At 46.0% G+C, this 24,887-nt stretch carries 25 protein-coding genes; 11 read left to right on the top strand and 14 right to left on the bottom strand.

Going from position 1 to position 24,887, the window contains the following annotated elements:
- Positions 1-6 precede the first annotated feature (6 nt).
- The 8 genes from tatC to rraA form a co-directional block, all read right to left on the bottom strand.
- On the bottom strand, positions 7-762 hold the full coding sequence (gene tatC / locus FJQ87_RS18130) for a twin-arginine translocase subunit TatC (protein WP_140933849.1): 756 nt from the start codon (positions 760-762) through the stop codon (positions 7-9).
- Between the two features lie 3 nt (positions 763-765).
- On the bottom strand, positions 766-1,182 hold the full coding sequence (gene tatB, locus FJQ87_RS18125; RefSeq protein WP_140933848.1) for a Sec-independent protein translocase protein TatB: 417 nt from the start codon (positions 1,180-1,182) through the stop codon (positions 766-768).
- Between the two features lie 6 nt (positions 1,183-1,188).
- The gene (gene tatA, locus FJQ87_RS18120) at positions 1,189-1,449 is read right to left on the bottom strand and encodes a Sec-independent protein translocase subunit TatA (protein WP_140933846.1); all 261 of its coding nucleotides are present in this window, start codon (positions 1,447-1,449) and stop codon (positions 1,189-1,191) included.
- Between the two features lie 63 nt (positions 1,450-1,512).
- On the bottom strand, positions 1,513-3,162 hold the full coding sequence (gene ubiB, locus FJQ87_RS18115) for a ubiquinone biosynthesis regulatory protein kinase UbiB (protein ID WP_140933844.1): 1,650 nt from the start codon (positions 3,160-3,162) through the stop codon (positions 1,513-1,515).
- Positions 3,159-3,773, bottom strand: a complete 615-nt coding sequence (locus tag FJQ87_RS18110; RefSeq protein WP_140933842.1) for an SCP2 sterol-binding domain-containing protein — start codon at positions 3,771-3,773, stop codon at positions 3,159-3,161. Before FJQ87_RS18110 ends, ubiB begins: the two co-directional genes overlap by 4 nt.
- A gap of 1 nt (position 3,774) precedes the next feature.
- Entirely contained in the window at positions 3,775-4,530 is a 756-nt protein-coding gene (gene ubiE / locus FJQ87_RS18105; protein WP_140933841.1) for a bifunctional demethylmenaquinone methyltransferase/2-methoxy-6-polyprenyl-1,4-benzoquinol methylase UbiE, read from the bottom strand.
- Between the two features lie 203 nt (positions 4,531-4,733).
- Complete coding sequence (locus FJQ87_RS18100; protein WP_140933840.1) at positions 4,734-5,756, bottom strand: formimidoylglutamase; 1,023 nt, start codon at positions 5,754-5,756, stop codon at positions 4,734-4,736.
- 215 nt (positions 5,757-5,971) lie between these two features.
- A complete protein-coding gene (gene rraA, locus FJQ87_RS18095; RefSeq protein ID WP_140933839.1) occupies positions 5,972-6,457 on the bottom strand; it encodes a ribonuclease E activity regulator RraA in 486 nt (161 codons plus the stop codon).
- 209 nt (positions 6,458-6,666) lie between these two features.
- On the opposite strand from rraA, the gene FJQ87_RS18090 reads away from it, so the two are divergent.
- Positions 6,667-6,924 carry a YgjV family protein gene (locus FJQ87_RS18090; RefSeq protein ID WP_140933837.1) on the top strand — a complete coding sequence of 86 codons (258 nt, stop codon included), beginning with the start codon at positions 6,667-6,669 and terminating at the stop codon, positions 6,922-6,924.
- A 127-nt stretch (positions 6,925-7,051) separates the two neighbouring features.
- On the opposite strand, the gene FJQ87_RS18085 is transcribed toward FJQ87_RS18090, so the two are convergent.
- The 5 genes from FJQ87_RS18085 to argS form a co-directional block, all read right to left on the bottom strand.
- On the bottom strand, positions 7,052-7,441 hold the full coding sequence (locus tag FJQ87_RS18085) for a DUF971 domain-containing protein (RefSeq protein WP_140933835.1): 390 nt from the start codon (positions 7,439-7,441) through the stop codon (positions 7,052-7,054).
- A gap of 270 nt (positions 7,442-7,711) precedes the next feature.
- The gene (gene hslU, locus FJQ87_RS18080; RefSeq protein WP_140933834.1) at positions 7,712-9,043 is read right to left on the bottom strand and encodes an HslU--HslV peptidase ATPase subunit; all 1,332 of its coding nucleotides are present in this window, start codon (positions 9,041-9,043) and stop codon (positions 7,712-7,714) included.
- A 24-nt stretch (positions 9,044-9,067) separates the two neighbouring features.
- Positions 9,068-9,592, bottom strand: coding sequence for an ATP-dependent protease subunit HslV (gene hslV, locus FJQ87_RS18075; RefSeq protein ID WP_140933832.1), 525 nt, complete (start codon positions 9,590-9,592; stop codon positions 9,068-9,070).
- 178 nt (positions 9,593-9,770) lie between these two features.
- The gene (locus FJQ87_RS18070) at positions 9,771-10,370 is read right to left on the bottom strand and encodes an SPOR domain-containing protein (protein WP_140933830.1); all 600 of its coding nucleotides are present in this window, start codon (positions 10,368-10,370) and stop codon (positions 9,771-9,773) included.
- Positions 10,371-10,378: 8 nt separating this feature from the next.
- The gene (gene argS, locus FJQ87_RS18065) at positions 10,379-12,124 is read right to left on the bottom strand and encodes an arginine--tRNA ligase (RefSeq protein WP_140933828.1); all 1,746 of its coding nucleotides are present in this window, start codon (positions 12,122-12,124) and stop codon (positions 10,379-10,381) included.
- A gap of 419 nt (positions 12,125-12,543) precedes the next feature.
- Between argS and FJQ87_RS18060 the strand changes: the two genes are divergently transcribed.
- Complete coding sequence (locus FJQ87_RS18060) at positions 12,544-13,200, top strand: DedA family protein (RefSeq protein ID WP_140933827.1); 657 nt, start codon at positions 12,544-12,546, stop codon at positions 13,198-13,200.
- Between the two features lie 71 nt (positions 13,201-13,271).
- Here FJQ87_RS18060 and priA read toward each other — a convergent pair whose 3' ends face one another.
- Entirely contained in the window at positions 13,272-15,467 is a 2,196-nt protein-coding gene (priA, locus tag FJQ87_RS18055; protein WP_140934204.1) for a primosomal protein N', read from the bottom strand.
- A gap of 135 nt (positions 15,468-15,602) precedes the next feature.
- Between priA and FJQ87_RS18050 the strand changes: the two genes are divergently transcribed.
- From FJQ87_RS18050 to mshL, 9 genes are all read left to right on the top strand, one after another.
- Entirely contained in the window at positions 15,603-16,400 is a 798-nt protein-coding gene (locus FJQ87_RS18050; protein ID WP_140933826.1) for a FimV/HubP family polar landmark protein, read from the top strand.
- A 191-nt stretch (positions 16,401-16,591) separates the two neighbouring features.
- The gene (gene rpmE / locus FJQ87_RS18045) at positions 16,592-16,804 is read left to right on the top strand and encodes a 50S ribosomal protein L31 (protein ID WP_140933825.1); all 213 of its coding nucleotides are present in this window, start codon (positions 16,592-16,594) and stop codon (positions 16,802-16,804) included.
- Positions 16,805-17,218: 414 nt separating this feature from the next.
- Entirely contained in the window at positions 17,219-18,463 is a 1,245-nt protein-coding gene (locus FJQ87_RS18040; protein WP_140933824.1) for a malic enzyme-like NAD(P)-binding protein, read from the top strand.
- 124 nt (positions 18,464-18,587) lie between these two features.
- The gene (gene csrD, locus FJQ87_RS18035) at positions 18,588-20,492 is read left to right on the top strand and encodes an RNase E specificity factor CsrD (protein ID WP_140933823.1); all 1,905 of its coding nucleotides are present in this window, start codon (positions 18,588-18,590) and stop codon (positions 20,490-20,492) included.
- Between the two features lie 222 nt (positions 20,493-20,714).
- Entirely contained in the window at positions 20,715-21,590 is an 876-nt protein-coding gene (locus FJQ87_RS18030) for an MSHA biogenesis protein MshI (protein WP_140933822.1), read from the top strand.
- Positions 21,587-22,204, top strand: coding sequence for a PilN domain-containing protein (locus FJQ87_RS18025; RefSeq protein ID WP_140933821.1), 618 nt, complete (start codon positions 21,587-21,589; stop codon positions 22,202-22,204). Before FJQ87_RS18030 ends, FJQ87_RS18025 begins: the two co-directional genes overlap by 4 nt.
- On the top strand, positions 22,201-22,860 hold the full coding sequence (locus tag FJQ87_RS18020; RefSeq protein ID WP_168195232.1) for an MSHA biogenesis protein MshJ: 660 nt from the start codon (positions 22,201-22,203) through the stop codon (positions 22,858-22,860). The genes FJQ87_RS18025 and FJQ87_RS18020 overlap by 4 nt, the downstream gene beginning before the upstream one ends.
- Positions 22,847-23,182 carry an MSHA biogenesis protein MshK gene (locus FJQ87_RS18015; RefSeq protein WP_140933820.1) on the top strand — a complete coding sequence of 112 codons (336 nt, stop codon included), beginning with the start codon at positions 22,847-22,849 and terminating at the stop codon, positions 23,180-23,182. The genes FJQ87_RS18020 and FJQ87_RS18015 overlap by 14 nt, the downstream gene beginning before the upstream one ends.
- Positions 23,179-24,879 carry a pilus (MSHA type) biogenesis protein MshL gene (gene mshL, locus FJQ87_RS18010; RefSeq protein WP_140933819.1) on the top strand — a complete coding sequence of 567 codons (1,701 nt, stop codon included), beginning with the start codon at positions 23,179-23,181 and terminating at the stop codon, positions 24,877-24,879. The genes FJQ87_RS18015 and mshL overlap by 4 nt, the downstream gene beginning before the upstream one ends.
- The last annotated feature ends 8 nt before the right edge of the window (positions 24,880-24,887 follow it).

Below are 24,887 nucleotides of genomic sequence, written 5' to 3'. Positions count from 1 at the left end.
TATTAGTTACTTATCTGTGCTTTCTGGCTTGTCAGTGTCATCTTCATCATCGTTTTTGCTATAAAAACGCGCTGCTAATAATCCAGCTTCAAACAAAATCAGCATAGGAATTGCTAGCATGGTTTGCGAGATGATATCTGGCGGCGTTAGTATCATGCCGACCACAAAGGCGCCAACCACTATGTAAGGACGCTTAGCTTTTAGATCCGCAACCGTGGTTACGCCCGCCCAGCATAGCAAGATAACTGCCACTGGGATTTCAAAGGCGAGGCCAAAGGCAAAGAACAGCTTCAATACAAAACTGAGGTAGCTATTAATATCGGTGGCGATATTAACGCCTTCTGGTGCCACGCTGGTGAAGAAACCAAACACTACAGGGAAAACTACATAGTAAGCAAACGCTATCCCTAAATAGAACAGCAAGGTACTGCTGACTAATAAGGGGATGACTAAACGCTTTTCATGCTTATAGAGCCCAGGCGCCACAAAAGACCAAATTTGGTACAGCACGTATGGCACGGCAACAAAAAATGACAGGACTAAAGTCAGCTTGAAAGGTGCAAAGAAAGGCGCTGCCACATCGGTTGCAATCATACTGCCGGTTTCTGGCAAGACTTGTAGCAGAGGGGTTGCCATATAGTGGTAAATATCTTGCGCCCAATACACTAGGCACACAAATACCAGCAATACACTGCCGACGGCGTGCAACAGCTTGGTTCTTAGCTCTAACAAGTGGCTAATTAAAGGTTGTTGTTGCGACATCAATTATCCGTTAGCTTTTGGAGATGAGTCATTATTATTTGTGCTCGGCGCAACCGTGTCTGCCACGCTAGGTTCAACCTTAGGTTGAACGCTGTCAGCAGGGGTTGGAGTCTTAACGTCTTCCACCTGATAAGGACGGTTAACTGACTGCGCCGCTTGCTTAAGTTGCTCAATAGATTCTTGCAACTCAGGCGACAAATTGGATAATCCCTTATCTTCAGCTTTCTTTAGGTCTGAATGCAATTGCTCAATTTTGAGTTCATGCTCCAGCTCATCTTTGACTGAGTTGGCCATGCGTTTCATCGCACGGATCCAACCTGAAATGGTGCGAACGGCTACCGGTAAGCGCTCAGGGCCTAGTACAACTAGGCCTATGATGCCTATGAGTAGCAGCTCCATAAAGCCGATACCGTCAAACATAGGATTTTACGCCTGCTTTTCAGTGTCTGGCTTCTTGTCAGCGGCCGGCGCACTTGATTGAGCGGTTTGAGTAGGTTGAGCTGACGCCTGTGTGGCAGCAGTTTGCTCTTCGATAGCTTTCTTGTCTTCTTCGCTAGACATGGCGTTTTTAAAGCCTTTTACTGCGCCGCCTAAGTCACCGCCCAATGAGCGCAGTTTCTTAGTACCGAATAACAGCACTACGATCAGTGCGATAATCAAAAGTTGCCAAATGCTAATGCCACCCATGTGTAGGTTTCCTCTCAAGAATATACTTGGTTCTATTATGAACCTGTCGTTATTTAGTGCTAGCTAAAGTTTGCGATTATTTGGTCTAGATCGCCATCCCCACAACCATAATATTGCGGCTGTGCTGAGGCAGACGATTGCCGGCCATAGTGTAACCTGCTGATTGAAAAATATTGTGCCACAGATCAATAAACTGGCGCTCGATATCAGCAGATAATTGCTTTTATGTAACTGTCTTTGGTGTTTTATGTAGCGGTCGAGCAGTTTCTGCTGGCTACCTAACAACTTTTTACCCATGGTTAAGTTGTCATAAATCAGCTCTGGTAACTCAGGCATCTTGTCTGACCAAGAAGGCAGATTAGCCTTTACCTTGTTAAACATGGCTTTAGGGCCAACTTGCTCTGTCATCCATTGCTCAAGAAACGGTTTTGCCGTTTGCCATAAATCCAGCTGTGGGTAGAGTTGTCGCCCTAAGCCTTCAATATATAACAAGGTTTTTTCTATCAGCACCAGTTGCGGTTGCACCACAATTTTAAATTGGCGCGCAGTGCGAAACAGTTCTAACAAGACATGACCGAAAGATATTTCATTCAGCGGCTTGTTAAACATCGGCTCGCACACCGCTTTAATTGCTTGCTCAAACGCTTGAGTGTCAGTGTCACTCGTCACCCAGCCTGAATCTAAATAGACTTCGGCAATGCGGTGATAATTACGATTGAAAAAGGCCAGTAACACTTCGGCTAAATAGCGCTTATCTTCATCGTTCAAACTGCCCATGATGCCACAGTCTAGGCCAATGTAAAATGGGTCGTTTGGGTGCTCCCGCGAGATAAAAATATTGCCAGGATGCATATCAGCATGGAAAAAATTATCACGAAATACTTGTGTGAAAAACAGCTCAACGCCGCGCTCAGCCAGTAATTTTAAGTTAGTGCCTTGGGCTTTTAAGGCGGCAATGTCAGACACTGGAATGCCATAAATACGCTCCATCACCATAAGGCGTGGGAAGCATAAATCTTCATAGACATAAGGAATGTATAAGGCGTTAGAGTCAATGAAGTTATTGCGCAGGCGCACAGCATTGTGGGCTTCAAGCTTTAAATTGAGCTCACCTAAAATGGTAGTGCGATAATCGGCCACCACTTCAATCGGGCGTAAACGGTTATCATCACCGAGCAACCAATTAAGCACTTTAGCGCTTTGCTCCATGAGCTCTAGGTCGGCTAAAATTTGCTGCTCAACATTAGGACGCAGGACTTTAAGCACCACGGCTTCGCCGGTGGATTTTAACGTCGCGGTATGCACTTGGCTAATGGAAGCTGATGCTAGCGGGGTATCGTCAAAATCATCAAACAAGCTAGCAAGCGGCGCTTGCAGCTCAGCTTCAATGGCAGCGCGAGCAAGTTCTGCGGCAAATGGCGGCACTCTATCTTGCAGCATGGCCAGTTGCTCAGCCCATTCATCATCGAGTAAATCGCGGCGTGTAGATAACATTTGCCCCAATTTAATATACACGGGCCCAAGTTCTTGCATGGCCAATTTCAGCCGTTCAGCATGGTGCATATTAGGATGCTGATCGCGAACCCAAAATAAGGCGCATTTAATTAAGGTTAATGATTTAGGGCGCTGCTTGGCAGGAATGGCTTTATCTAGCCCAAAACGTAATAAGGTGCGCAGCACATGGTAGCCACGGCGAATACTAGCGAGAGTCATGAGCTTACCTTAGCAATCAACTGGCTTATTCTTTGTTGTAACGCTTGAGTGTCGCGTTCGAGTTGTTCAATTTCATCGCATCTGTGAATAAATTCAATGCGATGCGGAGCGATTCGATATTCTTCGGTCGCTAATTCACCCATGTGTTGCCAGCTGGCTTGCCATAAGTATTGAGAAAACTCGATAGCCGAGCGACCCGCTTGCTCAAGATGATGCACGGGGACATCGCCAATTAACTGCGATAATGGCTCGGCTAAATCAGGTGGGTTCATTTGTAGATAGCGGCTTAATGCCTGCAATACCTGAATATCGCCTTCAAGCACTAACTTATCTTGCTTGATTAAGTCTGTGACGCTCTCGCCGCGAGTGAGGGCGATTAAAGTGGCGATATCTGTGCGTAAACGCACATCGTGCTGAGCTTTATAGTCGCTCAGCACTGCTATGCTATCGTGACAAATCAAACATAATGGGAATGGCAACTGGGCAAGCTCAATGACGATCACCTTGCCAATAAGCTGACTGCTGCGATATTCATGGGGGGCTTGCTTTTGTAAGCGCTCTAGGCCGGTTTCTACCAAGCCGCTCACTAACATAGGCCATTCAATCAACATGTTAGAATTTGAATCCTTTATGTAATGCCACAACACCGTCGGTCATGTTGGTGTATTCCACTTGCTCAAAACCTGCATTTTGCATCATAGCTTTTAAGGTTTCTTGATCTGGGTGCATGCGAATCGATTCAGCCAGATACTCATAGCTGCCAGCATCTTTAGTGATGAAGTCACCCATCTTAGGCAGCACTTTAAAGCTATAAACATCATACACTTTGCGCATGATTTCATGCTGCGGCGTTGAAAATTCTAACACCAGTAATTTACCGCCTGGCTTTAAGACACGCTGCATAGAGCGCAGCGCCGCATCTTTATCAGTGACGTTACGCAGACCAAAGGCGATGGTGATGATATCAAAATGATTATCAGGAAATGGCAGCGCTTCAGCATTGGCTTGCACATAGCTAACATTGCCGATAATACCGCGGTCGCGCAGTTTACTGCGGCCCACTTTTAGCATGGAATCATTGATGTCAGCTAACACCACTTGGCCTTTGTCACCGACTAACTTAGAAAACTTAGCGGTTAAATCACCAGTACCACCGGCCAAATCTAACACCTTCATGCCAGGGCGAGCGCCCGCAGTTTGAATGGTGAAACGCTTCCACAAGCGATGGATCCCAAAGGACATAACATCGTTCATGATGTCGTATTTAGCTGCAACCGAGTGGAAAACCCCAGCAACTAACTCGGCTTTCTTATCGGCATCAACGGTTTTATAACCAAAATGAGTGCTATTTGGCTTGTCCTCAGACATGGCAATGTATCCTATTCGCTTCAGAAGTAATGGGGGGAGTGTAAGATAAAGCCAGCACGGGCAAAATCCTTAAACCAACACTCTGTGATCCAGTCCTTGATTCCGGTACTTGACCTTTAGATTGGGCATTAGACCATAAAGCGGCGGCGGGGTGAACCTATCCCCTAGGCTAAATGCTTGTAGTCGCTAAATTAGTCATTAAATTAGCGCGGTAATAAGTGACTTAACCGCCCCTGAATATAACTCATCACCAGTTCTGCCAGCGCTTGGCCGCTATGGCGCATACCAGCCTCAAATCCTGCGGGGTGACAACTTGGCGCGGCCTCAGCTAAGTGGCAATAGCGCGGCTGACATTCGCGGCCAAAACGGTATAGATAATAACAAGCATCCGCCAAAGGCACGCCAGCGCAGGTCATGGCGCTTGATGGCATGTCATTAATCGCATCAACATCCAGCTCTAAAGCTAATGGCGCGCCTTGGTGTAAATGCTCGATGATGTCGGCAATAGCATCCGTTAGGCTCAGTTGGCGGCGCTGCCAAATAGCCTGATAGCTATGAAAGCGGCCATTAAACTGGGCTAATTGCTGCAAGCTCGCGTGGCTGTTTTTGTGTTCATGTAGTCCAAGTATTTGATATTGGCCTAAGGCGCCGCTTTGCGCAGCATAACTAAAGCCGTTACCACTGTGGCGCCCTTCAGTTGGTCTGAAATCACTGTGAGGGTCAAGATTAACGGCGGTGACGGGAAGGGATGTGACTTGATAGAGTGCATCTATCAATCCAAAAGCATTGTTATGGCCGCCGCCGATGATAATAGGCTCAAGCCCCGCGCGCAGTAATTGCTGAGTCACGTGACTCACAGTCTCATCAAGTAGTGGTAGTTGCCGGCGTAAACCCTCAGCGCTGCCAACTGGTATAGACAAGTTGATTTCACCCACTATCAGCAATTGCTCTGCTTGAAAAAAATCATTAGCTTGCCAATTGAGTAGTTGTTTTAGACAGGCTAAAAACCCAGGGCCACTGCCGCCGCGGCCAAGATTTGCCCGCGGGCCTATGTCTTCGTTAATACCTAACAGTGCAAAGCGAGCGCCTTGCTGCTTAGCTTGGCTTAACGCAGCTGGATTTAACTCGGTTAACCACTGACATTGCTCGCCAATATGGGTTTCTAGCGGGCGCTGACTGACTATCTCGCTGATGTGGTTTGGGCTTATGTGAGCTAAATGAATCATGGGCTATCCGTGTCATGATGAGATGGCTCATCATAGCCCTTAGCGCGGATAAAAAAAATAACAGGGAGCAAATGCTCCCTGATGATGTCACCGAGTTAACTGTGCGAGTAGGCGTATAGACTCTAGCGCTAATATCGATTGCTCATATCTATTGCTTGAAGCTAACGCTTGTAGCTGAAGCAAGTAGATAGCGCTAGTGGATATCGCTCATTGGTTTATTCAAGATCGAGCGGTTCTGGCGATAAAATTACGCCGGTATTGTCAGCATAAAGGTGATCGCCAGGCAAGAAGGTCACACCACCGAAATTGACCGGTACATCGACTTCACCCACGCCATTGGCATCGGCGCCGACAGGAATCGAGGCAACCGCTTGAATACCAATGTCTAATTCTTCTAAAGCATCGACATCGCGCACTGAACCATACACAAGTATGCCTTCCCAATTATTATTAACGGCTAACTGGGCTATGCTGGCATCCACGAGTGCGCGGCGCAGTGAACCACCGCCATCGACTAATAACACCTTACCTTGACCATCTTCAGAGAGAACCTCAGTAATCAAGCCATTATCTTCATAGCATTTTATGGTGCTAATGGCCCCGCCAAAGGAGCTGCAGCCACCATAATTGCTGAACATAGGTTCGACCACATCAACCACATCAATGAACATGTCACACAGTTCTGAAGTGTTGTATTCCATATAAATTCCCCTTGCCGGTTAGGCAGAATAATCAAGAGTCTTGAGCCAGTATATAAGGCTTTATTGAAAAGAAAAGCGTTATCAATCACGCAATGGCTTGGATTAGATAAGGGTGAAATTAGCTCGGGTGATAGTTTGGCGAGTCGAGCTAAATGATGCCAATCTTTAATGATAATTAAGATTGCCAACATTGAGTGACTGAGGGCGCGATGGAACATAACCTGTGGGTTGAAATTCTTGGCTATTTTGCCTCGGTGATGGTGGCCATTTCATTAATGATGAAAGACATCATCTGGCTGCGCTGGCTAAACTTTGTCGGCTGTGTGGCTTTTACCGTTTATGGCGTGCTGATTTTAGCTTGGCCTGTGGCTGTGATGAATGCTTTTGTGGCTGGAATAAATATTTATCATTTAATTAAAATCAACCGCCAAAAGCAGGCGTCAAGTGAACGAAACAACCCGCTTTGAGTCTATCTAAGGTCAATGCGCTAGCCTGTAACGCCGCAAGGTTTAACCCCCAAGCTTTAACACACCAAGCTTTAACGCTGCAAAAATTGCAGATGCAGTGTAGAGCAACCATAGCGGCTAACTCTCATTAATCAGAATACTTAATATTCATAGCAATTAGCGGTTCGCGCGAGCCTTTGGCTGCGCGTAAACGGGCTAAATATTGCGGCCATAACTCAGTTTGATGAGTGGCTAAGTCAAACAGCACTTGCCATGAAAACAACCCTGTATCGTGGCCATCATCAAACACTAACTTAACGGCATAATTGCCAACGGGTTCAATGGCACTGATATTGACGTTTTTCTTGTGCGTGACTAACACAGGGGTGCCATGGCCGTGCACTTCGGCAGACGGTGAGTGTACTCGCAAGAATTCACAGGTCATTTGATGCAAGCTGCCATCGCTAAAACCTACTTCAAGAATGCGAGACTTTCTTTTTAATTTTAACGAGGTCACAAGTGGGGTTGTCATAAACAATATCCATCAGCCTGAACTCAAGTGGCTACGAATGAGGCGTGCTCATTGCTCTTATCTTGAGAACTTTGCATTGGTTGAAAATAGGAGCGCCATAGTATAACTCGCTGTGTGACAGTGCAAGTTGCTGGCATTTCTAGGTCTATAGTGGCTTTATTTAAGATAGATTAACGATTGAATTTGGATGTGGTGGGTAACGGCTTAGGTCGGCATTAACAAAACGCCGCGCTCTCAAGTGTCAAATACTTAAGGGCGCGGCGCATCAGAGCAGTATTAGAGGATGAAGCGGCTTAAATCTTCATCTTCTACTAGCGCATCTAAATGAGCATCAACATATTCAGCATCAATAACTATGCGGCTGCCAGATTGTTCAGAAGCATCATAAGAGATATCTTCAATCAGCTTTTCCATCACAGTATGCAGACGTCGAGCACCAATATTCTCGGTGCGCTCGTTCACTTGCCATGCTGCGCGCGCAATGCGTTTAATGGCAGACTCTGCAAATTCAATGTGCACGCCTTCGGTGGCCATCAGCGCAATATACTGAGTGGTGAGTGAGGCATGTGGCTCAGTCAAAATACGCTCAAAATCTTCAGCACTTAACGCATCAAGCTCAACGCGAATTGGCAGACGACCTTGCAGTTCTGGAATTAAATCCGATGGCTTAGCCATTTGGAATGCGCCAGAAGCAATAAACAGAATATGGTCAGTCTTTACCATGCCGTGCTTAGTGGTTACTGTACAGCCTTCCACTAATGGCAGTAAATCGCGCTGCACGCCTTCACGAGACACATCAGGGCCTGAGCTTTCACCGCGCTTACAAATCTTATCGATTTCATCTAAGAAGACTATGCCGTGCTGCTCAACTAATTCAATCGCTTGCTCTTTTAAGTCTTCTTGGTTCACCAACTTAGCCGCTTCTTCTTCAATCAATTGCTTGAAGGCATCTTTGATTTTTAGCTTACGGCGTTTAGTCGGCGCATTACCCATGTTCTGAAACAGGCTTTGTAACTGGTTAGTCATTTCTTCCATGCCAGGTGGCGACATGATGTTTACACCGGCTTGTGGCTGAGCTAAATCCAGTTCAATTTCTTTATCGTTAAGCTCACCTTCACGTAATTTCTTACGGAAAATCTGGCGAGTATGAGACTGAGTATCGCTCTTGCTGTCATTGTCCCAGTCATCTTTTGGTCTAGGCAATAAGGCATCAAGAATACGCTCTTCGGCGGCTTCTTCAGCGCGCGTGCGGCACTTAACCATTTGTTGTTCGCGGGTCATCTTAACTGCGGAATCGGTAAGATCGCGGATAATTTGTTCCACTTCTTTACCCACATAACCCACTTCGGTGAATTTAGTGGCTTCAACCTTAATAAATGGCGCTTTGGCAAGTTTGGCTAAGCGGCGGGCAATTTCTGTTTTACCAACACCGGTTGGGCCAATCATTAGAATATTTTTAGGGGTGACTTCTTGACGCAGATTGGCGTCTAACTGCATGCGGCGCCAGCGATTACGCAGGGCAATGGCAACAGAGCGTTTGGCCTTGTGCTGACCAATAATGTGAGCATCTAACTCGTGTACTATCTCACGTGGAGTCATTTCAGACATGGTAATACCTCTAACGCTCTAAGATTAATAGTTAATTTCTTCAATCGTTTTGAACTGATTGGTAAACACGCAAATATCACCGGCTATGGTGAGCGCTTTTTCGCAGATGTTGCGAGCGTCAAGTTCAGTGTTTTGTAATAAGGCTAACGCGGCGGCTTGGGCATAGTTGCCACCTGAGCCAATGGCGATTAAGTCATGCTCTGGCTGCACGACATCACCATTACCTGTGATGATTAATGAGCATTCAGTGTCAGCCACCACTAGCATGGCTTCGAGTTTTCTGAGCATGCGGTCGGTGCGCCAATCTTTAGCGAGTTCAACCGCCGATTTTAATAAGTGACCTTGGTGCATTTCGAGTTTGGCTTCAAAACGCTCAAATAGAGTAAAGGCATCAGCGGTACCCCCGGCAAAACCGGCTAAAACTTTACCGTGGTAAAGGCGGCGTACTTTTTTGGCATTGCCTTTCATTACCGTGTTGCCGAGTGACACTTGGCCATCACCAGCAATAACGACTTGATTGTTGCGGCGTACAGATACGATAGTGGTCACGATAATTCCTCTTTAAGTGCCAGCCAATATAATCATTGGCGGTGCGATAATTATAAATATGGGGGTATCTTAACGAATATCAAGGGGGGAGTTGTGAGGGGTTGATAATAAACAAACGCCGAGCACATAAGGCTCGGCGTTAGGAGTATAAGGGTAACAATTGCTGACTAACACTCGCCTAGCCTTCCCACAGCCACACTTGACAACCATTGATGCCAACTTTTTGCAGCTTGTGGCGCTGGCGTTCAGCCTCACGTTTGCGCTCGTAAGGACCTAATACCACCTTAAACCAAGTACCTTTAGCACCATCGGTTCTGCGCACTTGCGCTTCTAACCCTTGAAAAGCGATAACCGCTTTCATTTCATTGGCTTGAGATTCAGAGCGAAATGAACCGCATTGCATCTGATAAGGTCTGGTGGGTTTAGTCTCAACCGGCAAGTCGATAATCACTTGCTTATTTTCCAGCTCCTTTTGATAGCTCCACTCTTCCGTAGGTTTAGGCGGTAGTGCATTCGGATCGGGTTTTGCCGCAGGCTTAGTGGCCTTGACTGGCGCTTCAACCGTTACCGGGGCTGCTGGAGTATCACTGCCAGACTTGAGGAAATATAAGAAATAGCCAAAGCCCCCAATCAAGATAACTGCGATAGCAATCAACAAAAAGCTAGGCTTTTGTCCATTAGCTGCAGCCGAACTGCGTTTTGCAGTCCGACCACCAGTCGCTTTGCGGGGGGTGCCTGTGCTGCGCGGTTTTCTATTGGCGTAGTCACGGTTTGTCATTAGTCGGCTTACATCCTTTCAAGCGTTTCAATGCCAAGTAAATCTAAACCTTGCTTTAAGGTCTTGGCAGTTAATTTAGCTAACAACAAACGGCTCTTCATTTGTGCTTCACTTTCTGCAGCCAAAACTGGGCACGCCTCATAGAAGCTCGAGAAGTTACCCGCCAGTTCGTATAAATAGGCACATAAGGCATGAGGTTGACCTTTAGCGACCATGCGATTTAATACTTCACCAAACTGAGCTAACTTGTTGCCAAGCTCTTTCTCTTTGTCGTGAGTTAATTCAATGCTGGCATTGCTTAAATCAATGTTTTCGGCGCGCTTAAAGATACCGGCAACACGAGTAAAGGCATACAGTAAGTAAGGCGCGGTATTGCCTTCAAAGCTAAGCATTTGCTCAAAGCTGAAGATATAATCGCTGGCGCGGTTCTTGGATAAATCCGCATACTTCACTGAGCTAATGCCAACAACGCGGGCGATATTTTCAAGCGTTTCTGCATCCATGTCTGGATTCTTGCTGCGAACTAATTCCAGCGCGCGGGTGTTAGCTTCAATCAGCAAATCAACCAGTTTAACTACGCCGCCAGAGCGAGTCTTAAACGGACGACCATCTTCACCGTTCATGGTGCCAAAACCTAAGTGCTCTAAGCTCACAGATTCTGGAGCGAAGCCAGCTTTCTTCGCCAGTGAAAACACTTGCTGGAAGTGCAGGGCTTGGCGTAAGTCAACAAAGTACAGTACGCGATCGGCCTTAAGTACATTAGCGCGATAGCGGATAGAGGCTAAATCGCTAGTCGCATACAGATAACCGCCATCAGCTTTCTGGATGATAACTGGCAGTGGCTCGCCTTCTTTAGTGCGGAATTCTTCTTGGAACACCACTTTGGCACCATTGCTTTCAGACAACAAACCTTCGGCAGCTAAATCGCTAACAATCACTGGTAAGTCATCGTTATAGGTGCTTTCACCTTTAACATCGGCGCGGGTCATGCTGACGCCTAAACGCTGATAGATATCAAAACAATGGTTGAGTGAGATATCGTTAAATTGCAGCCATAGTTTATGGCAATACTCATCGCCTGATTGCAGCTCAACTACTAAATTACGAGCGCGAGTGGCGAAATCTTCAGACTCATCAAAACGTAACTTGGCAGCGCGATAAAAACCTTCCAAATCAGATAATTCTAATTCAGCATGCTCACCGTGTTGGGCGCGCAGCTCTTCCATATAGGCCAGCAGCATACCAAATTGGGTACCCCAGTCGCCTACGTGGTTTTGACGAATGACCTTGTGGCCTAAAAACTCTAACGCGCGCGCACATGCATCACCAATAATAGTGGAGCGTAAGTGGCCTACGTGCATTTCTTTAGCAAGGTTAGGGGATGAGTAATCCACTACGATAGTTTGACGTTCAGGCAGGGTAATCCCTAAATGATCGTCCGCCAATGCGGCTTGCAATTGCTTAGCTAAGGCGCTGTCATCGATGAAAAAATTGATAAAGCCTGGGCCGGCAATTTCTACTTTAGAAACATAGCTTGAGGCTGGCAGGTTATCGATAAGCAACTGGGCTAATTCGCGTGGATTTTTACCTGCGGCTTTGGTCAGCATCATTGCTAAATTGGTCGCCAAATCTCCGTGGCTCTTGTCTTTGGTTCTATCGACCAGAATACGAGCTTCAAAGTCAGACGGCAAAATGCCTTGTTGTTTCAATTGATCGACAGTTTGTTCGAGTAAAGAGTGGATATGTGATTTCATTGGCTTAACCGACACAGATGGCAAAAATAGGAACAGAATGATCAAGCATTCTAGCCTCTTGTGATGGTTAAAAGCCATCTTCAGGATGAATTTTTGTCAACCTAGTCGATTTCAGTGACTAATTTCAAGCTAAACACTGCTGGGCTTGGGTCTTACTCGCGGATTAAATTGCGTTCACTTAATCATAGGGCAATACTGCGTTAGTCATTGTTGTGCTTGATTTTTATAAGGTTTGACGGTAAAAGACTTGAGATGAATTTTGCCTTAGAAGTACTTGTTGTTTGGCTTTGTTGGCTCATACTGTGTCAGAGTTTTTATTCTGTGTTCTCATTGTTTTCGCCATGCAGTAATGCTCCTTAAAGAGCGGCTCTGATGTTGTTTTTTTGCCAATCGGCAGCTTCTAAGTTTGGAGTATGATCATGCTGGACTCAGTCGGCAGTGTGTTACAAGCCTTATGGCATCATGATTTTGTCGCGCTGCAATCCCCTGGCAGCGCGTTAGTGATTTATGCATGTGTCGCCACGTTGATTTTTCTAGAAAGTGCTTTTTTGCCCGCAGCGCCTTTGCCTTGCGATAGTGTCGTGATCCTTTCTGGCACCTTAGCGGCAGTTGGTGTGCTCAATCCCTTGGTCATTTTGTTGCTGATATTTATCGCCGCGGGCTTTGGTAGTTATTTGGCTTTTGTGCAAGGGCGATTACTGAATCGTTTACCGCGAGTTCAAGGTTGGGTCAATGCTGTGCCGAGTAACAGGCTGCAAACCGTTGATAAGCTACTTAGTCGTCATGGCTTAATTGCCTTGTTTTGCGCCCGTTTTATTCCTGTGGTGCGCTCATTGTTGCCATTAATGATGGGCATGCGTATGCACAATAGCGTTAAATTTTATGGTTTTGCTTGGTTGAGTGCTTTGCTGTGGACGGCGCTGCTGGTGGGGCTTGGCTATTTATTGCCGTCTTTACCTGAGCCAGTAAGTAAAGTGGCTACCATGATTTTAATGGCAGCCCCTGTGATCACGCTTATTTTGGCTATTAGCAGCTGGCTGATTATTAAGTTTCGCCATAAGTGGCGTAAAGGCTAAGCTTGTTTCGAGGCAGTTGGTGCAGACCAACTGCCCATTGCTCCCCCGCTATTTATTATTACCGCTTCCCATTACAACAAGTCTTGTGGATCTCTATCAAAACTCCAGCGGCAGCGCTTGGTCTCTGGCAAGTGAGTCACCAAAGGCAAAATGCGCTCGCACTCTCGTTGTAGTCTTTGTCTATCTTTGGCTTGAAACATCAGTTGTCGTCTAAATTTGCCGGCTTTGCGATCTAACGGTGCTGGCAGCGGGCCAATAATTTCAAATTCCCTGTCATGGGGGAGTAAGTTAGCGATGGCATTTAGCAGGGCATCGGCATCTTCTGCGCGATGCGCTTCCGCTCTCACTAACACCATGTGCCATACCGGTGGCAACAAGGCCATAGCTCTTTCTTGCAGTTGCTGTCTGGCAAAATCACCATAGCCTTTATGCAATAACTCTTTAAGAAGGGGATTATCATGCTGATGGGTTTGCAGTAGCACAGTGCCAGGTTTTGCCGCGCGGCCAGCGCGACCCGCAACTTGTGTATACAACTGCCCAAACCGCTCTGGCGCCCTAAAATCGGCGCTAAACAGCGCGCCATCAACATCTAATAACCCAACTAACGTGACATCGGGGAAATGATGACCCTTGGCCAACATTTGCGTGCCCACCAAGATCTTAAATTCACCGCGATGAATGGCGCCTAAGTGCCGCTCTAATGAACCTTTGAGGCGCGTGCTGTCTCTGTCTATTCGTACGACAGGATATTGCGGGAATAATCCTGCTAAGGTTTGCTCTAATTGCTCTGTGCCTATGCCTTGGCCTGCGAGCATAGTGCTGCCGCATTGATGGCACTGCTTGGGAATGGGGTGTTGGTTGCCACAGTGATGACAGCAGATTTCATTTAAGGCTTGATGCACAGTAAAAAAGGCGTCACAGCGATCGCATTCGTGTAAATGGCCACATTCATGGCAGATAAGCGCTGGCGCAAAGCCGCGGCGGTTAAGAAACAGTAAGACTTGATTGCCTGCATCAAGATGAAGGCGCATTTCATTGATAAGGGCACTCGACATGCCGCAATTAAGCGGTTGATTGCGAATATCAATAATGCCCTGACGCACTTTTTTAGCCTTGCCAGCGCGCTCATTTAAGCTTAAATGGCCATAACGCCCAGATAAGGCATTGTTGAGTGTCTCTAGAGATGGCGTTGCTGAGCCCAGTACCACAGGAATTTGCTCTAATTGCGCGCGCATAACCGCTAAATCACGGGCGTGATAACCCACACCTTCTTGCTGTTTAAAACTGCTATCGTGTTCTTCATCCAGAATAATAATGCCGGGATAGCGCATGGGGGTAAATAACGCCGAGCGTGTACCGATAATAATGGCGGCCTCACCACTGCGGGATTTTTGCCACGCATGTAGGCGCTGATTATCAGTTAATCCAGAATGAATAACGGCGACATGCACCTTAAAACGGCTGCGGAAACGATCAATAGTTTGCGGCGTTAAGCCAATTTCTGGCACTAAGATTAAGGCCTGCTTGCCTGCAGCCAATACCTTTTCGAGCAGGGATAAATACACTTCGGTTTTACCCGAACCAGTAATGCCCTCGATTAAGCTTGGATAAAAACCAGTGCGACTATTGATGGCGGCGACCGCCACCGCTTGCTCGGTATTTAAGTGTAACGGGGTTTCAAGCAGGATAAGGTTGTCGCGCCAACTAAGATCCTCAATAGGCGCCACTTCAATAGTCTCAAGCCAACCTTTTTGCTCCATAGTCTTAAGCGATGGTGCGCTTAAACCTAATGCTTGGCATTGTTCTTTGGCGAGTTTATCAGTGCTTAACGTTTGCCAAATTTTAAGCTGGCTGGTGGCGCGTTTAAAATCAGTATCTTTAAGGGCTTGGCCAGCGGCGGTTAATTGATAATAAATTTCAGTGTTGGCATCACTGCTAGCACCTTTTCGCAGGGCAGTAGGTAGCGCCTGCGTAAGCATTTGCCCAAGACTCGCTAAATAATAACGGGCGCCGCGCTCAATTAACTGTAATAAAGGTGGTGCTAGTAAAGGTTCAAGGTCAAGCAAGCTAGTCACTGACTTGATTTGTGTGGTTGGTAAGTTACAGTGATCGGTTATAGCGGCAATAATGCCAATAAGTTGCTGACGACCAAAGGGAACTCGTACCCGGCAGCCTGGCTTGGCATCTATGGCTTGTTGGCTAGTGAGGCGATAACTAAAGTTTTGTCGCATGGGAACAGGAAGGGCGACTTCGGCAAACTTTTCTATCATGATACAAATAATCTCTTAGAATAAAATACGCTAGATTGGCAAGCGGTTAGGTCGGTACTCAGGCAAGTAGGCTAGGCCATAAGCGATTGGCATCAGTGTATCGAGTTGTGTAAGTGAGTGAAAGGAAGAATCATGAAAACCATTATGGCTAACGGCCTAGGTATTTTGTTATGGATGACAGCAAGCTGCGCTTTAGCCAGCGTTGAGCATATCAGTATTCATTCCAAGCAATTTAGCTTAGGGCAGCACCCACAAATCCATGTCAATATTGTCTCAGATAACAAGGCGATGAATCGGCTCGCTTTTTTTGTAGTGCAAGCCCAAGGTGAAGAGAAGTTGATGGTACATGAGGCCAATGACTTTAAAGTCTCTTTAGTGGGGGTTGAAGATGTGACTGACCCAAACGCCCTATTATTGGTGCGAGAATATCAAATCGAGCATTGGTCAGAAGTTGCCAGCATCGCCTTATTTGCTGACGCTGAAGTACAGCAAGTCGTTAAGACGAGTAACAGGTTGGCTAATAAAAACCCTGGGCATAAAGTTAATGTGAAGGGTGCCGCTGATGGTCTGAACTCGCAGGGGGCGGCGACTCTTTCTATGGCTTCGATGGCAAGTGGCGCTAAATCAACTATCTCCCCCCTCTCATTTAGTTCATCTAATTTAACAAATTCATCTAACGGAGCTCAGCCTGCTTGTTTGCTGGTGAGTGATGGTACGTTGTGGAGCATAGCCACACGTTATGCGGTCAGTCAGCAAACTCATGTCTATGCCGCTGTGTTAGCGATTTATGAGGCTAACCCCAGCGCCTTTGTGCGTGGCCAACTCAGCCAGCTGCGCGCTGATGCTGACTTGAGCTGCCCTAAGGCTGAATTGCTGGCGAAATATCAAGATGTGAGCGCTGCGCGCGCGCAATTTGAACGGATGAACTAATACCATGAACTTAGCCATGTATGAACATTAAAAGCGGACGAACAAGCGGCAATAGTCGCTTAAGATGTCTACTTGTCAGTTGCTGAGGCTTGCTGTAGAATCCCGCCGCTTAAACCTATTCGATTTTTAATATCATGTGGTACCCAACTTAGGGTTGGGAGAGCGACATGGCCTTATTTGAGGTAATCCCTATGAAACCAGGTATCCATCCTGAATACGCTGAAATCACTGCAACTTGTACTTGTGGTAACGTTATCAAAGTAAATTCAACTGCTGGTAAGAGCCTGCACTTGGACGTATGTGGTGCATGTCACCCATTCTATACTGGTACCCAGAAAGTTACTGATACCGGTGGTCGTATCGACAAGTTCAACAAGCGTTTCGGTATGCTTGGTAAGAAGTAATTACTTAGGTAATTATTTTGAAAAGACGCCTTCGGGCGTCTTTTTGCGTTTAGGGCCAAATAACTTTTTCATGGCGTTATTGCGTGCGCAAGCCTCAAGGTAGTAATTCATCCAAAATTATCATCAATTTATCGCGTAATTGAGCCAATTAGCCGAGTTTTGATGTTATCTATCAACATTTATGTGGGCGGTTTTTGCTCTTGTAGCTATGGCAAACATTAATAAATAAAAGCTTGAGCAACAATCTGATGTTAAAGCTAAAATTTCTCTTTGAATGGTTTAAATAACCAGCGCTATCGCGTATTGTTAGCCCGATGACTGGGCGGCAAAGTCACTAAGCAGTTCCTAATAAGGTGACAACGGCCAGTCTCTCGACCTCATAAAGACTTTTAGTGTGTATTCTAGGACCTCAAGATGACTGACTTTCGTCAACAAGCGCTCGATTATCATGAATTTCCAATCCCCGGCAAAATGGCGGTCGCTGTTACTAAGCCTGCCAATGACAGTAAAGATCTAGCGCTCGCTTATAGCCCTGGCGTTGCCGAGCCTGTGCGTGAAATCGCGGCTAACCCAACCGATGCTTATCGCTATACCAATAAAGGCAATACAGTCGCTGTGATTTCAAATGGCACAGCAATTTTAGGTTTAGGTAACTTAGGGCCGTTAGCATCTAAGCCAGTAATGGAAGGCAAAGCATTATTGTTTAAGCACTTTGCTAATATCGATGCCACAGATATTGAAGTTAAACATCGCACCACCCAAGGCTTTATCGATACGGTTGAAGCTATTGCCGACACCTTTGGCGGCATCAATTTAGAAGATATTAAAGCGCCCGAGTGCTTTGAAATCGAAAAAGCCCTGATTGAGCTGTGCCAAATTCCGGTATTTCATGACGATCAACATGGTACTGCCATAGTTACGGCGGCAGGCATGATTAACGCACTTGAAATTCAAGGTAAAAAAATCGAAAACGCCATTTTTGTGTGCTTAGGTGCAGGCGCGGCCGCCATTGCTTGTATGACCATGCTAGTTAAGTGTGGTGCTAAGCACGAAAATATTTATATGCTTGATAGAAAAGGCGTTATCCATACTGGTCGCGATGATATCAACCAATATAAAGCGCAATTTGCCAACAACACAGATAAGCGCAGCTTAGATGATGCGATTAATGGCGCGGATGTCTTTTTAGGCTTATCGGGCGCGAATTTATTAAGCCCTGCGCAAGTTGCCTTAATGGCACCTAAGCCAGTGATTTTTGCTTGTTCTAATCCAGATTCTGAAATTAAACCTGAGCTAGCTCATGGGGTGCGAAGTGACATCATCATGGGAACAGGTCGCAGTGATTATCCGAACCAAGTTAATAACGTCTTATGTTTCCCGTTTATTTTTCGCGGCGCATTGGATGTACGCGCCAGTAAAATCAATGATGAAATGAAGATAGCGGCAGTGCACGCCATTGCTGCCATTGCCAAAGAAGAAGTTCCTGCGAGCGTCTTAGCTGCTTATGAAGGCATTAGCTCATTAAGCTTTGGCCCTGAATATGTGCTGCCAAAGCCTATGGATCCTAGATTGTTACCGCGAATTGCTAAAGCGGTAGCACTCGCTGCCATTGAATCTGGAGTTGCTGCTATTACCACAGTGCCGGATTATGCTGTCTGATTATACGGCAGCAAATTAACGCACTTAAAAACAGGAGCATTAAGCTCCTGTTTTTAGTTGTTTGCCTTTTGTTGCAGAGTCAGAAATAATCACACTTTAGTATTACTTTTCAGGGATGGCATAGATGCAGTTGACGCGACTGTTAACTAAACAATTAACTGGCTTTTGGTTTATCACCTTAAGCGCGGTCGCGGGGGGGATGATGTTGTCATCCTTATTGGCTTTTAACCATTTCACTCAATCATTTCAGCAGCAGCGTTTAATCAATCTGCAGCAAAGCATCTTTAACCAATATTATGGTAAAGGCGATCTTCATGATGCGCCTTGGCTGTCAGATATGTTGGCGGCGTTACAAGTTAAAGAATTACAAGTGTTTGATGGTAAACAGCGCATCTTTTATTACCTGCCAGAAATTGCCCAAGAGACGCCAACGTACAAGCAACACAGAAAGCAGCGAGGCAATATTACTATTGTGATCGGCATGGATGACCCCAGCGTCTGGTCATTACTTGATGCGACCGAATACACAGTGCTGGCGATATGCTTATTACTGGTGTGCGCCTTAGTCATGGGCGGCTATTATTGGTTTCGCCGCCAATTACAAGGGATTGAAGCATTAGCTGCTCGCAGCATGTTGATTTTAAAGAATGATTTAATACAAGCCGAAAACTTCCACGATAAAGCACGGCCGCGGGTGGCCAATCGGGCCATCACTCAGTTGCTCGCTAAATTGCAAGATGCCAGTCGTGAGCGCGCCCGCTTTGATACCTTTATTCGCTCTAACACTTTCCTTGACCCACAAACCGGCGTGGGTAACCCGATGTTTTTCACTAGTCGTTTAGAAGCCTTAAGCCTCAATCAAAAGATGATCTTGCCTGGGGTGTTATTTGTGCTTGAGCTGGAAGAGCTTGATTGGCTGCAACAAAATCATGGTGAGGGCGTGTTGGTGCCATTATTAAGCCAGTTATGTGAAGCTATCAACCATTTGCTCAGTGGCTTACCTAACAGCATAGTGGCGCGCCGCAGTGATAACCAAATTGCTATGATAGTGCCGCAAATCTCGTTAGCCGAGGCCGAAAACTTAGCTAAAAAGCTTATCAAAATATGTTTAGCCCAAAATTTACCTCAGGTAGAAGAGCCAGATAATTTCTTCCACTTAGGTTTAGCTTATTTCCGCGAAGGTGATAATCAGCAGCAACTGTTAGAAGAGGTCGCCATGGCGCTGCGAGCTGCACAGTTGCAAGGTAATAGCAGCTGGTTTATGTATGACAAGGGCGCCATAGATGAAGAATTTGCTAAAGGCTCAGTGCGCTGGCGTTCAATCTTAGAAAATGCGTTAGAGAGGCAGCAGATTAAAGTGTTTTGTCAGCGGGTGGAGGCCACAGATAAACAAGAGCTGCATTCAGAAGCCTTTACCCGAATAATGGATCAACATGGCAGTTTAATTCGCGCCACCTTATTTATGCCGATGGCACAAAAATGTGGCTTGATGCCCATGATTGAAAAGCAGGCCATTCAAATTGTTGTCGCCAAACTTGGCCGCGAACGCCGAGGTAAGCCTGTCTATAGTTTGAATCTCAGTGTCGATTCGCTCTTAAACAAATCCTTTATTAAATGGTTAACAAATTTTTGTATGGAGCATAGGCCGCTAACGCCGCAAATAATCTTTGAAGTGTCTGAAGATATTGTGGTGAAGCATAAAGATGAGCTGCGCGAACCACTAGCTATGATCAAAGCCATGGGCTGCAAGCTCTGTGTCGATCACGTGGGTTTACAAGTGCAAGACAGTGAATACCTGCATGATTTGGGCGTTAATATTATTAAATTGCATCGCTCAGTGATTCGCCAAGTCAATCAGCGCCCTGAGAATCAATTATTCATTCGCAGCTTAATGGGCGGGGTGTTTCGCACCGATATTAAGTTACTGGCCGAAGGCGTCGAAACTTTTGAAGAGTGGCAAACATTAAGCATTCTTGGGGTGGATGGCGGTCAAGGTGGCTTTATTGGTGAACCGCTGTTATTGACCTAATAGCAGCGTCTGAATTTTGGCGCTTACGGTGATTTACTCGACTAAACATGTTAACTTGTAACAAATTAAAGTTTATTTATTAGTAGTTTGGCTAAATCTTCACTAAAATTTATAATTGGATATAGGTGTGCGTCCTGTAGTGATTAATATTTGAACACAGATAGCGGCCGATATGAACCTTGGGAAAAGGCACGTTAGTTAAGCTAGCGTAGATAAAATAATATGGAAAAATCATGGTGGCAGAGAATTTTCTTCTGGCATAAAAAGACTATTCAAACTTCACTGGGCATTTATTTGGCTAGCGATGGCCTGTGGGTGCACCAAATTGACTCTGATCAAGACGATATTGAATACCCATTAGTCAACGACAACCTCGAAGCTGTTATTAGCCAAATTTTGCACGATTATGGTCCATCCCGCTGCTATATCATTTTATCAGCCCAGCGTTACCAATTATTGCAAGTAGATAAGCCTGCAGTCGATGGCCCCGAGCTTAATCAAGCTCTATTGTGGTCCGTTAAAGACATGGTTTCTTTGCCTATCACTCAGTTGCATATAGATTATTACGAATCGCCAGCGCCAGCGTCAGCCAAGCTCAATGTGGTGGTGGTGGATAAAGATTATATCAAGCGTTTGGTTCACTGTTTCTTTGATAAAGGCTCGGAAATAGCGGCCATTAGCACAGAAGAAATTGCCATGAGTTTATTGGCGAGTGAAGAGCCGCAGGCGCAGATGATATTGAGTCATTATCGCGGCCAAGACTTGTTATTAACGGTAATTAAAAATGGTCAGCTGTATTTACAGCGCCGCGTTAGGGGCTTTCAAGAGTTAGAAACCGTGAGTGCAGATGAATTAAATTTCGGCGCTGCGGATAACTTGAGTCTCGAATTGCAACGTTCTATGGATTATTTTGAGAGCCAATTACGTCAAGCCCCAGTTTCTTCAATTAGCATTTTGACCGATGGTGCCAGTGATAAATTAGCTGAGTTAGTCGGTGTGAATTTTAATCAGCCGGTAGTGTCACTGCCCAAATCATCGGTCGGTAGTAAATTTGCGCAATTAGCCTGCGCTAATTTATTAAATGAGGTCGATCATTGAAAACAAAAATAAACTTATTTAATGAAGATTTATTACCACCAAAATTGCTGCTGTCATTTCAACACCTAGTGATGGCCTCGGCTGCCCTATTGACTATTGGTGTATTAATGGTGACCTTCGCCAGTTATTGGATTAATCATCAGCAGCAGCAGCTACAAACTCAGCAAGCTATAGCCAGCGAATTGCAAACTCAAGTGCAGACTATGGAGCGGCAATTAGCTGAGCGTAAACCCGATCCTGCCTTAGTCGCTGAAGTGGATTTATTAACTCAGCGCTTGCGAGTAAAGCAGCTATTACTGACTGAGCTCGATAGACGCAGCACTATCACTAGCGAGGGATTTTCACCGCTGATGACTGAGCTTGCTAGCGTGCCGCAGCAAGGCGTGTGGCTCAGTAAAATCGAAGTTCAAGGTCAAGCCGTGAGCTTATATGGCTTCGCCCTTAAAGCCGAAAATGTACCGACTTGGATTGATGAGTTAAAGCAAACCAGAAGCTTACAGGGCTATGCTTTTTCGGCCATGACCATGTTAAGGGATGATGCTAAGCCTTTAGCCTTTAGCTTAACTTCCCAACCAGAAGCTCCCGTTGTGGCTGCGGGAGGTGTGGGTAAATGAATAAAAATTTGAAAAAGTGGCATGAGCTTGGCGATAAGTTTGATTTACTGAGCCAGCGTGAGCGCGGCATGATTACTTTGGCTGTGGTTGTTGTCCTATTCATGCTGTGTTACTTGCCGCTTGATAGCTATTTTCAGCAATACACTAAAGAAAAGGCGCAGCTAGAGCAGCACCTTAAGCAGATTAAGATTGCAAAGCAGCAGGTTGCGCTTTATCAAGATCGCTTAGCCATAGACCCCAACACAGATTTTAATCAGCGCAAACAATTGCTTGAGCAGCAATTGCTGGCAATTGATAATGATTTTGCTAGCCATAATATTGTGCCTGCCAATCATATGCCCAAACTCTTGAGTGGTTTGTTGTCAAAAACCAAGGGGCTTGAAGTCACAAGCTTTAATTCGTTAACGCCTAAGCCGCTCTTGGTCTTAGAAGATGATCACGGCACCAATTTGAACTTGTATAACCATGGGGTGGAAATCAAGTTTAAGGGTGACTACTTCGCTGTACTCAATTTTGTGAAAGCAGTTGAAGCCTTGCCCGACAAGCTTTATTGGCAGCGTTTAGATTATGACGCCACTAATTATCCTAAGGCCGAGGTGATACTCGAATTTTACACCTTAAGCATCAATAAGGACTTCATCAGTGTGGCGAATTAATCTGTCGTTGAGTTTGTTGCTGCTAGTATGCTGCTCGCACAGCGCGTGGGCTGAGATGCTGCGCGACCCAACGCGGCCGTTAGTGTCTTCTGGCGCTATGTCGGGCGCACATGCAACGGCCAATCGCGGTTTAAAGCTGCATTCGATTGTGACTTCAGCGTCGCGGCGCTACGCCTTAATAAATAATCAGTTATATCAGGTGGGTAGCAAGATAGCTGATACCCAAATTCAACGGATTACCGATAATAGCGTGATACTGGCCGATGGTCGGAAATTGGTTGTTTTCCAAGGTGTCACTAGTCAGTTAGGAACCCAAAAATGATAAAAAAAACTGCGATTTCCGCGCTACTCTCTTTGTTAGTTTTGGGGTGCCAAACCACAGATAGACCTGAGCCTGTTGCTGCAAAAGAAGCGATTGCCGGCATACTGCATCCAGATACGCCGCAGCCGCCAAAAGAAATTCCTCCCGCGGTGATGCCAGATGAAGTGCAAAAAGAACTGGCGTCATCACAGCTATTGGCTGGTTTAAGCCAATTTCAGCCAACCGAACGTCGCTTTGACGTGGCTGCTAATGATGTGCCGGCCAGCGCCTTTTTCCCAAGCTTAGTGGCAGGTTCGCCAATTAGCGTCGTGGTGCATCCCAATGTGAGCGGCGCTATTACGCTGTCACTTAAAAATGTCACCTTAAATGAAGTGTTGCAGGTAGTGGAAGACATGTATGGCTTTGACGTGAATGTCAGTGGCAATATCATGCGGGTATTCCCATCGGGTATGCGCACCGAAACCTTCCCGCTCAATTACTTGTATATGCAGCGCCAAGGCTTATCTATGACGTCAGTGTCTGCAGGGCGCTTGTCTGATAATGGCAACAGCAATTCGAGCAGCGGCAATAATGGCTCTAACGGAAGTTCAAGTAACAACAGCTCGAACTCATCCAATGGCAGTAACAGCAATGGCAATAGTAATAGCCAAGAAACCAATGGCACCTTTATTCGCTCGGTAACAGAGACCAACTTCTGGGGTGAGTTAAAAGAGAACTTAGTCAATATCATAGGTGAAACCGGTGGTGGACGGCAGGTAGTGCTGACACCGCAGGCAGGCTTAGTGACAGTGCGCGCTCTGCCCAATGAGTTGCGCCAAGTGCGTAACTTTTTAGAAACGGCTGAAAATCATCTGCAGCGCCAAGTCATCATCGAAGCCAAAGTACTAGAAGTGACTTTGGGAGATGGTTATCAGCAAGGTATTCAATGGGATAACGTGTTAGGCCATATTGGCAGTACCGATGTTGAATTTGGTACCAGTGCCACAGGCAGCGCTAGCGATACTGTGACTGCTATCTTAGGTAATCTGACCTCAATTAAAGTCTCTAATAAAGACTTTAGCGCCATGATTACCTTGCTCGACACCCAAGGCGATGTGGACGTGTTATCAAGTCCGCGAGTGACAGCCTCTAACAATCAAAAGGCCGTGATTAAAGTTGGCACCGATGAGTACTTTGTCACTAACGTGTCATCGACAACCGTAGCTTCTGCCACGCCAGTCACTACTCCGGATGTTGAGCTTACGCCATTTTTCTCGGGTATCGCGCTCGATGTCACGCCGCAAATCGATAAGTTAGGCAATGTGTTACTGCACATTCACCCATCGGTTATCGATGTGACTCAGCAGACTAAAATCATCAAAATTAGCGATAGCATCTTAGAGTTGCCATTGGCGCAAAGTGAAATTCGTGAGTCTGACACCATCATTAAAGCGGCTTCGGGCGATGTGGTGGTGATCGGTGGTTTGATGAAGGCTGCCAATAAAGAAATCACCTCTAAGGTACCGTTTCTTGGGGATATTCCTTGGTTGGGTGAGATTTTCACTAACCGTAAAAAGAGCAAGCAAAAGACTGAATTAGTGATTTTATTAAAGCCGATTGTGGTGGGGGCTGATACTTGGCGCCAAGAATTGCTCAAAACCGAAGCCTTATTAAATCGCTGGTATCCTCAAGAGCAAGCTACTAAGCCGCAGGAATAAGGCCGCCT

The organism is Shewanella sp. SNU WT4 (genome assembly GCF_006494715.1).
GTDB lineage: Bacteria > Pseudomonadota > Gammaproteobacteria > Enterobacterales > Shewanellaceae > Shewanella.
Note: the sequence above shows the minus strand (reverse complement) of the source record. Positions and strands in the feature narration are given on the sequence as shown.

Coding starts and splice junctions, on each gene's coding strand:
- tatC (WP_140933849.1), bottom strand. CDS start 762: ATGTCGCAACAACAACCTTTAATTAGCCACTTGTTAGAGCTAAGAACC.
- tatB (WP_140933848.1), bottom strand. CDS start 1,182: ATGTTTGACGGTATCGGCTTTATGGAGCTGCTACTCATAGGCATCATA.
- tatA (WP_140933846.1), bottom strand. CDS start 1,449: ATGGGTGGCATTAGCATTTGGCAACTTTTGATTATCGCACTGATCGTA.
- ubiB (WP_140933844.1), bottom strand. CDS start 3,162: ATGACTCTCGCTAGTATTCGCCGTGGCTACCATGTGCTGCGCACCTTA.
- FJQ87_RS18110 (WP_140933842.1), bottom strand. CDS start 3,773: ATGTTGATTGAATGGCCTATGTTAGTGAGCGGCTTGGTAGAAACCGGC.
- ubiE (WP_140933841.1), bottom strand. CDS start 4,530: ATGTCTGAGGACAAGCCAAATAGCACTCATTTTGGTTATAAAACCGTT.
- FJQ87_RS18100 (WP_140933840.1), bottom strand. CDS start 5,756: ATGATTCATTTAGCTCACATAAGCCCAAACCACATCAGCGAGATAGTC.
- rraA (WP_140933839.1), bottom strand. CDS start 6,457: ATGGAATACAACACTTCAGAACTGTGTGACATGTTCATTGATGTGGTT.
- FJQ87_RS18090 (WP_140933837.1), top strand. CDS start 6,667: ATGGAACATAACCTGTGGGTTGAAATTCTTGGCTATTTTGCCTCGGTG.
- hslU (WP_140933834.1), bottom strand. CDS start 9,043: ATGTCTGAAATGACTCCACGTGAGATAGTACACGAGTTAGATGCTCAC.
- FJQ87_RS18070 (WP_140933830.1), bottom strand. CDS start 10,370: ATGACAAACCGTGACTACGCCAATAGAAAACCGCGCAGCACAGGCACC.
- argS (WP_140933828.1), bottom strand. CDS start 12,124: ATGAAATCACATATCCACTCTTTACTCGAACAAACTGTCGATCAATTG.
- FJQ87_RS18060 (WP_140933827.1), top strand. CDS start 12,544: ATGCTGGACTCAGTCGGCAGTGTGTTACAAGCCTTATGGCATCATGAT.
- FJQ87_RS18050 (WP_140933826.1), top strand. CDS start 15,603: ATGAAAACCATTATGGCTAACGGCCTAGGTATTTTGTTATGGATGACA.
- rpmE (WP_140933825.1), top strand. CDS start 16,592: ATGAAACCAGGTATCCATCCTGAATACGCTGAAATCACTGCAACTTGT.
- FJQ87_RS18040 (WP_140933824.1), top strand. CDS start 17,219: ATGACTGACTTTCGTCAACAAGCGCTCGATTATCATGAATTTCCAATC.
- csrD (WP_140933823.1), top strand. CDS start 18,588: ATGCAGTTGACGCGACTGTTAACTAAACAATTAACTGGCTTTTGGTTT.
- FJQ87_RS18030 (WP_140933822.1), top strand. CDS start 20,715: ATGGAAAAATCATGGTGGCAGAGAATTTTCTTCTGGCATAAAAAGACT.
- FJQ87_RS18020 (WP_168195232.1), top strand. CDS start 22,201: ATGAATAAAAATTTGAAAAAGTGGCATGAGCTTGGCGATAAGTTTGAT.
- mshL (WP_140933819.1), top strand. CDS start 23,179: ATGATAAAAAAAACTGCGATTTCCGCGCTACTCTCTTTGTTAGTTTTG.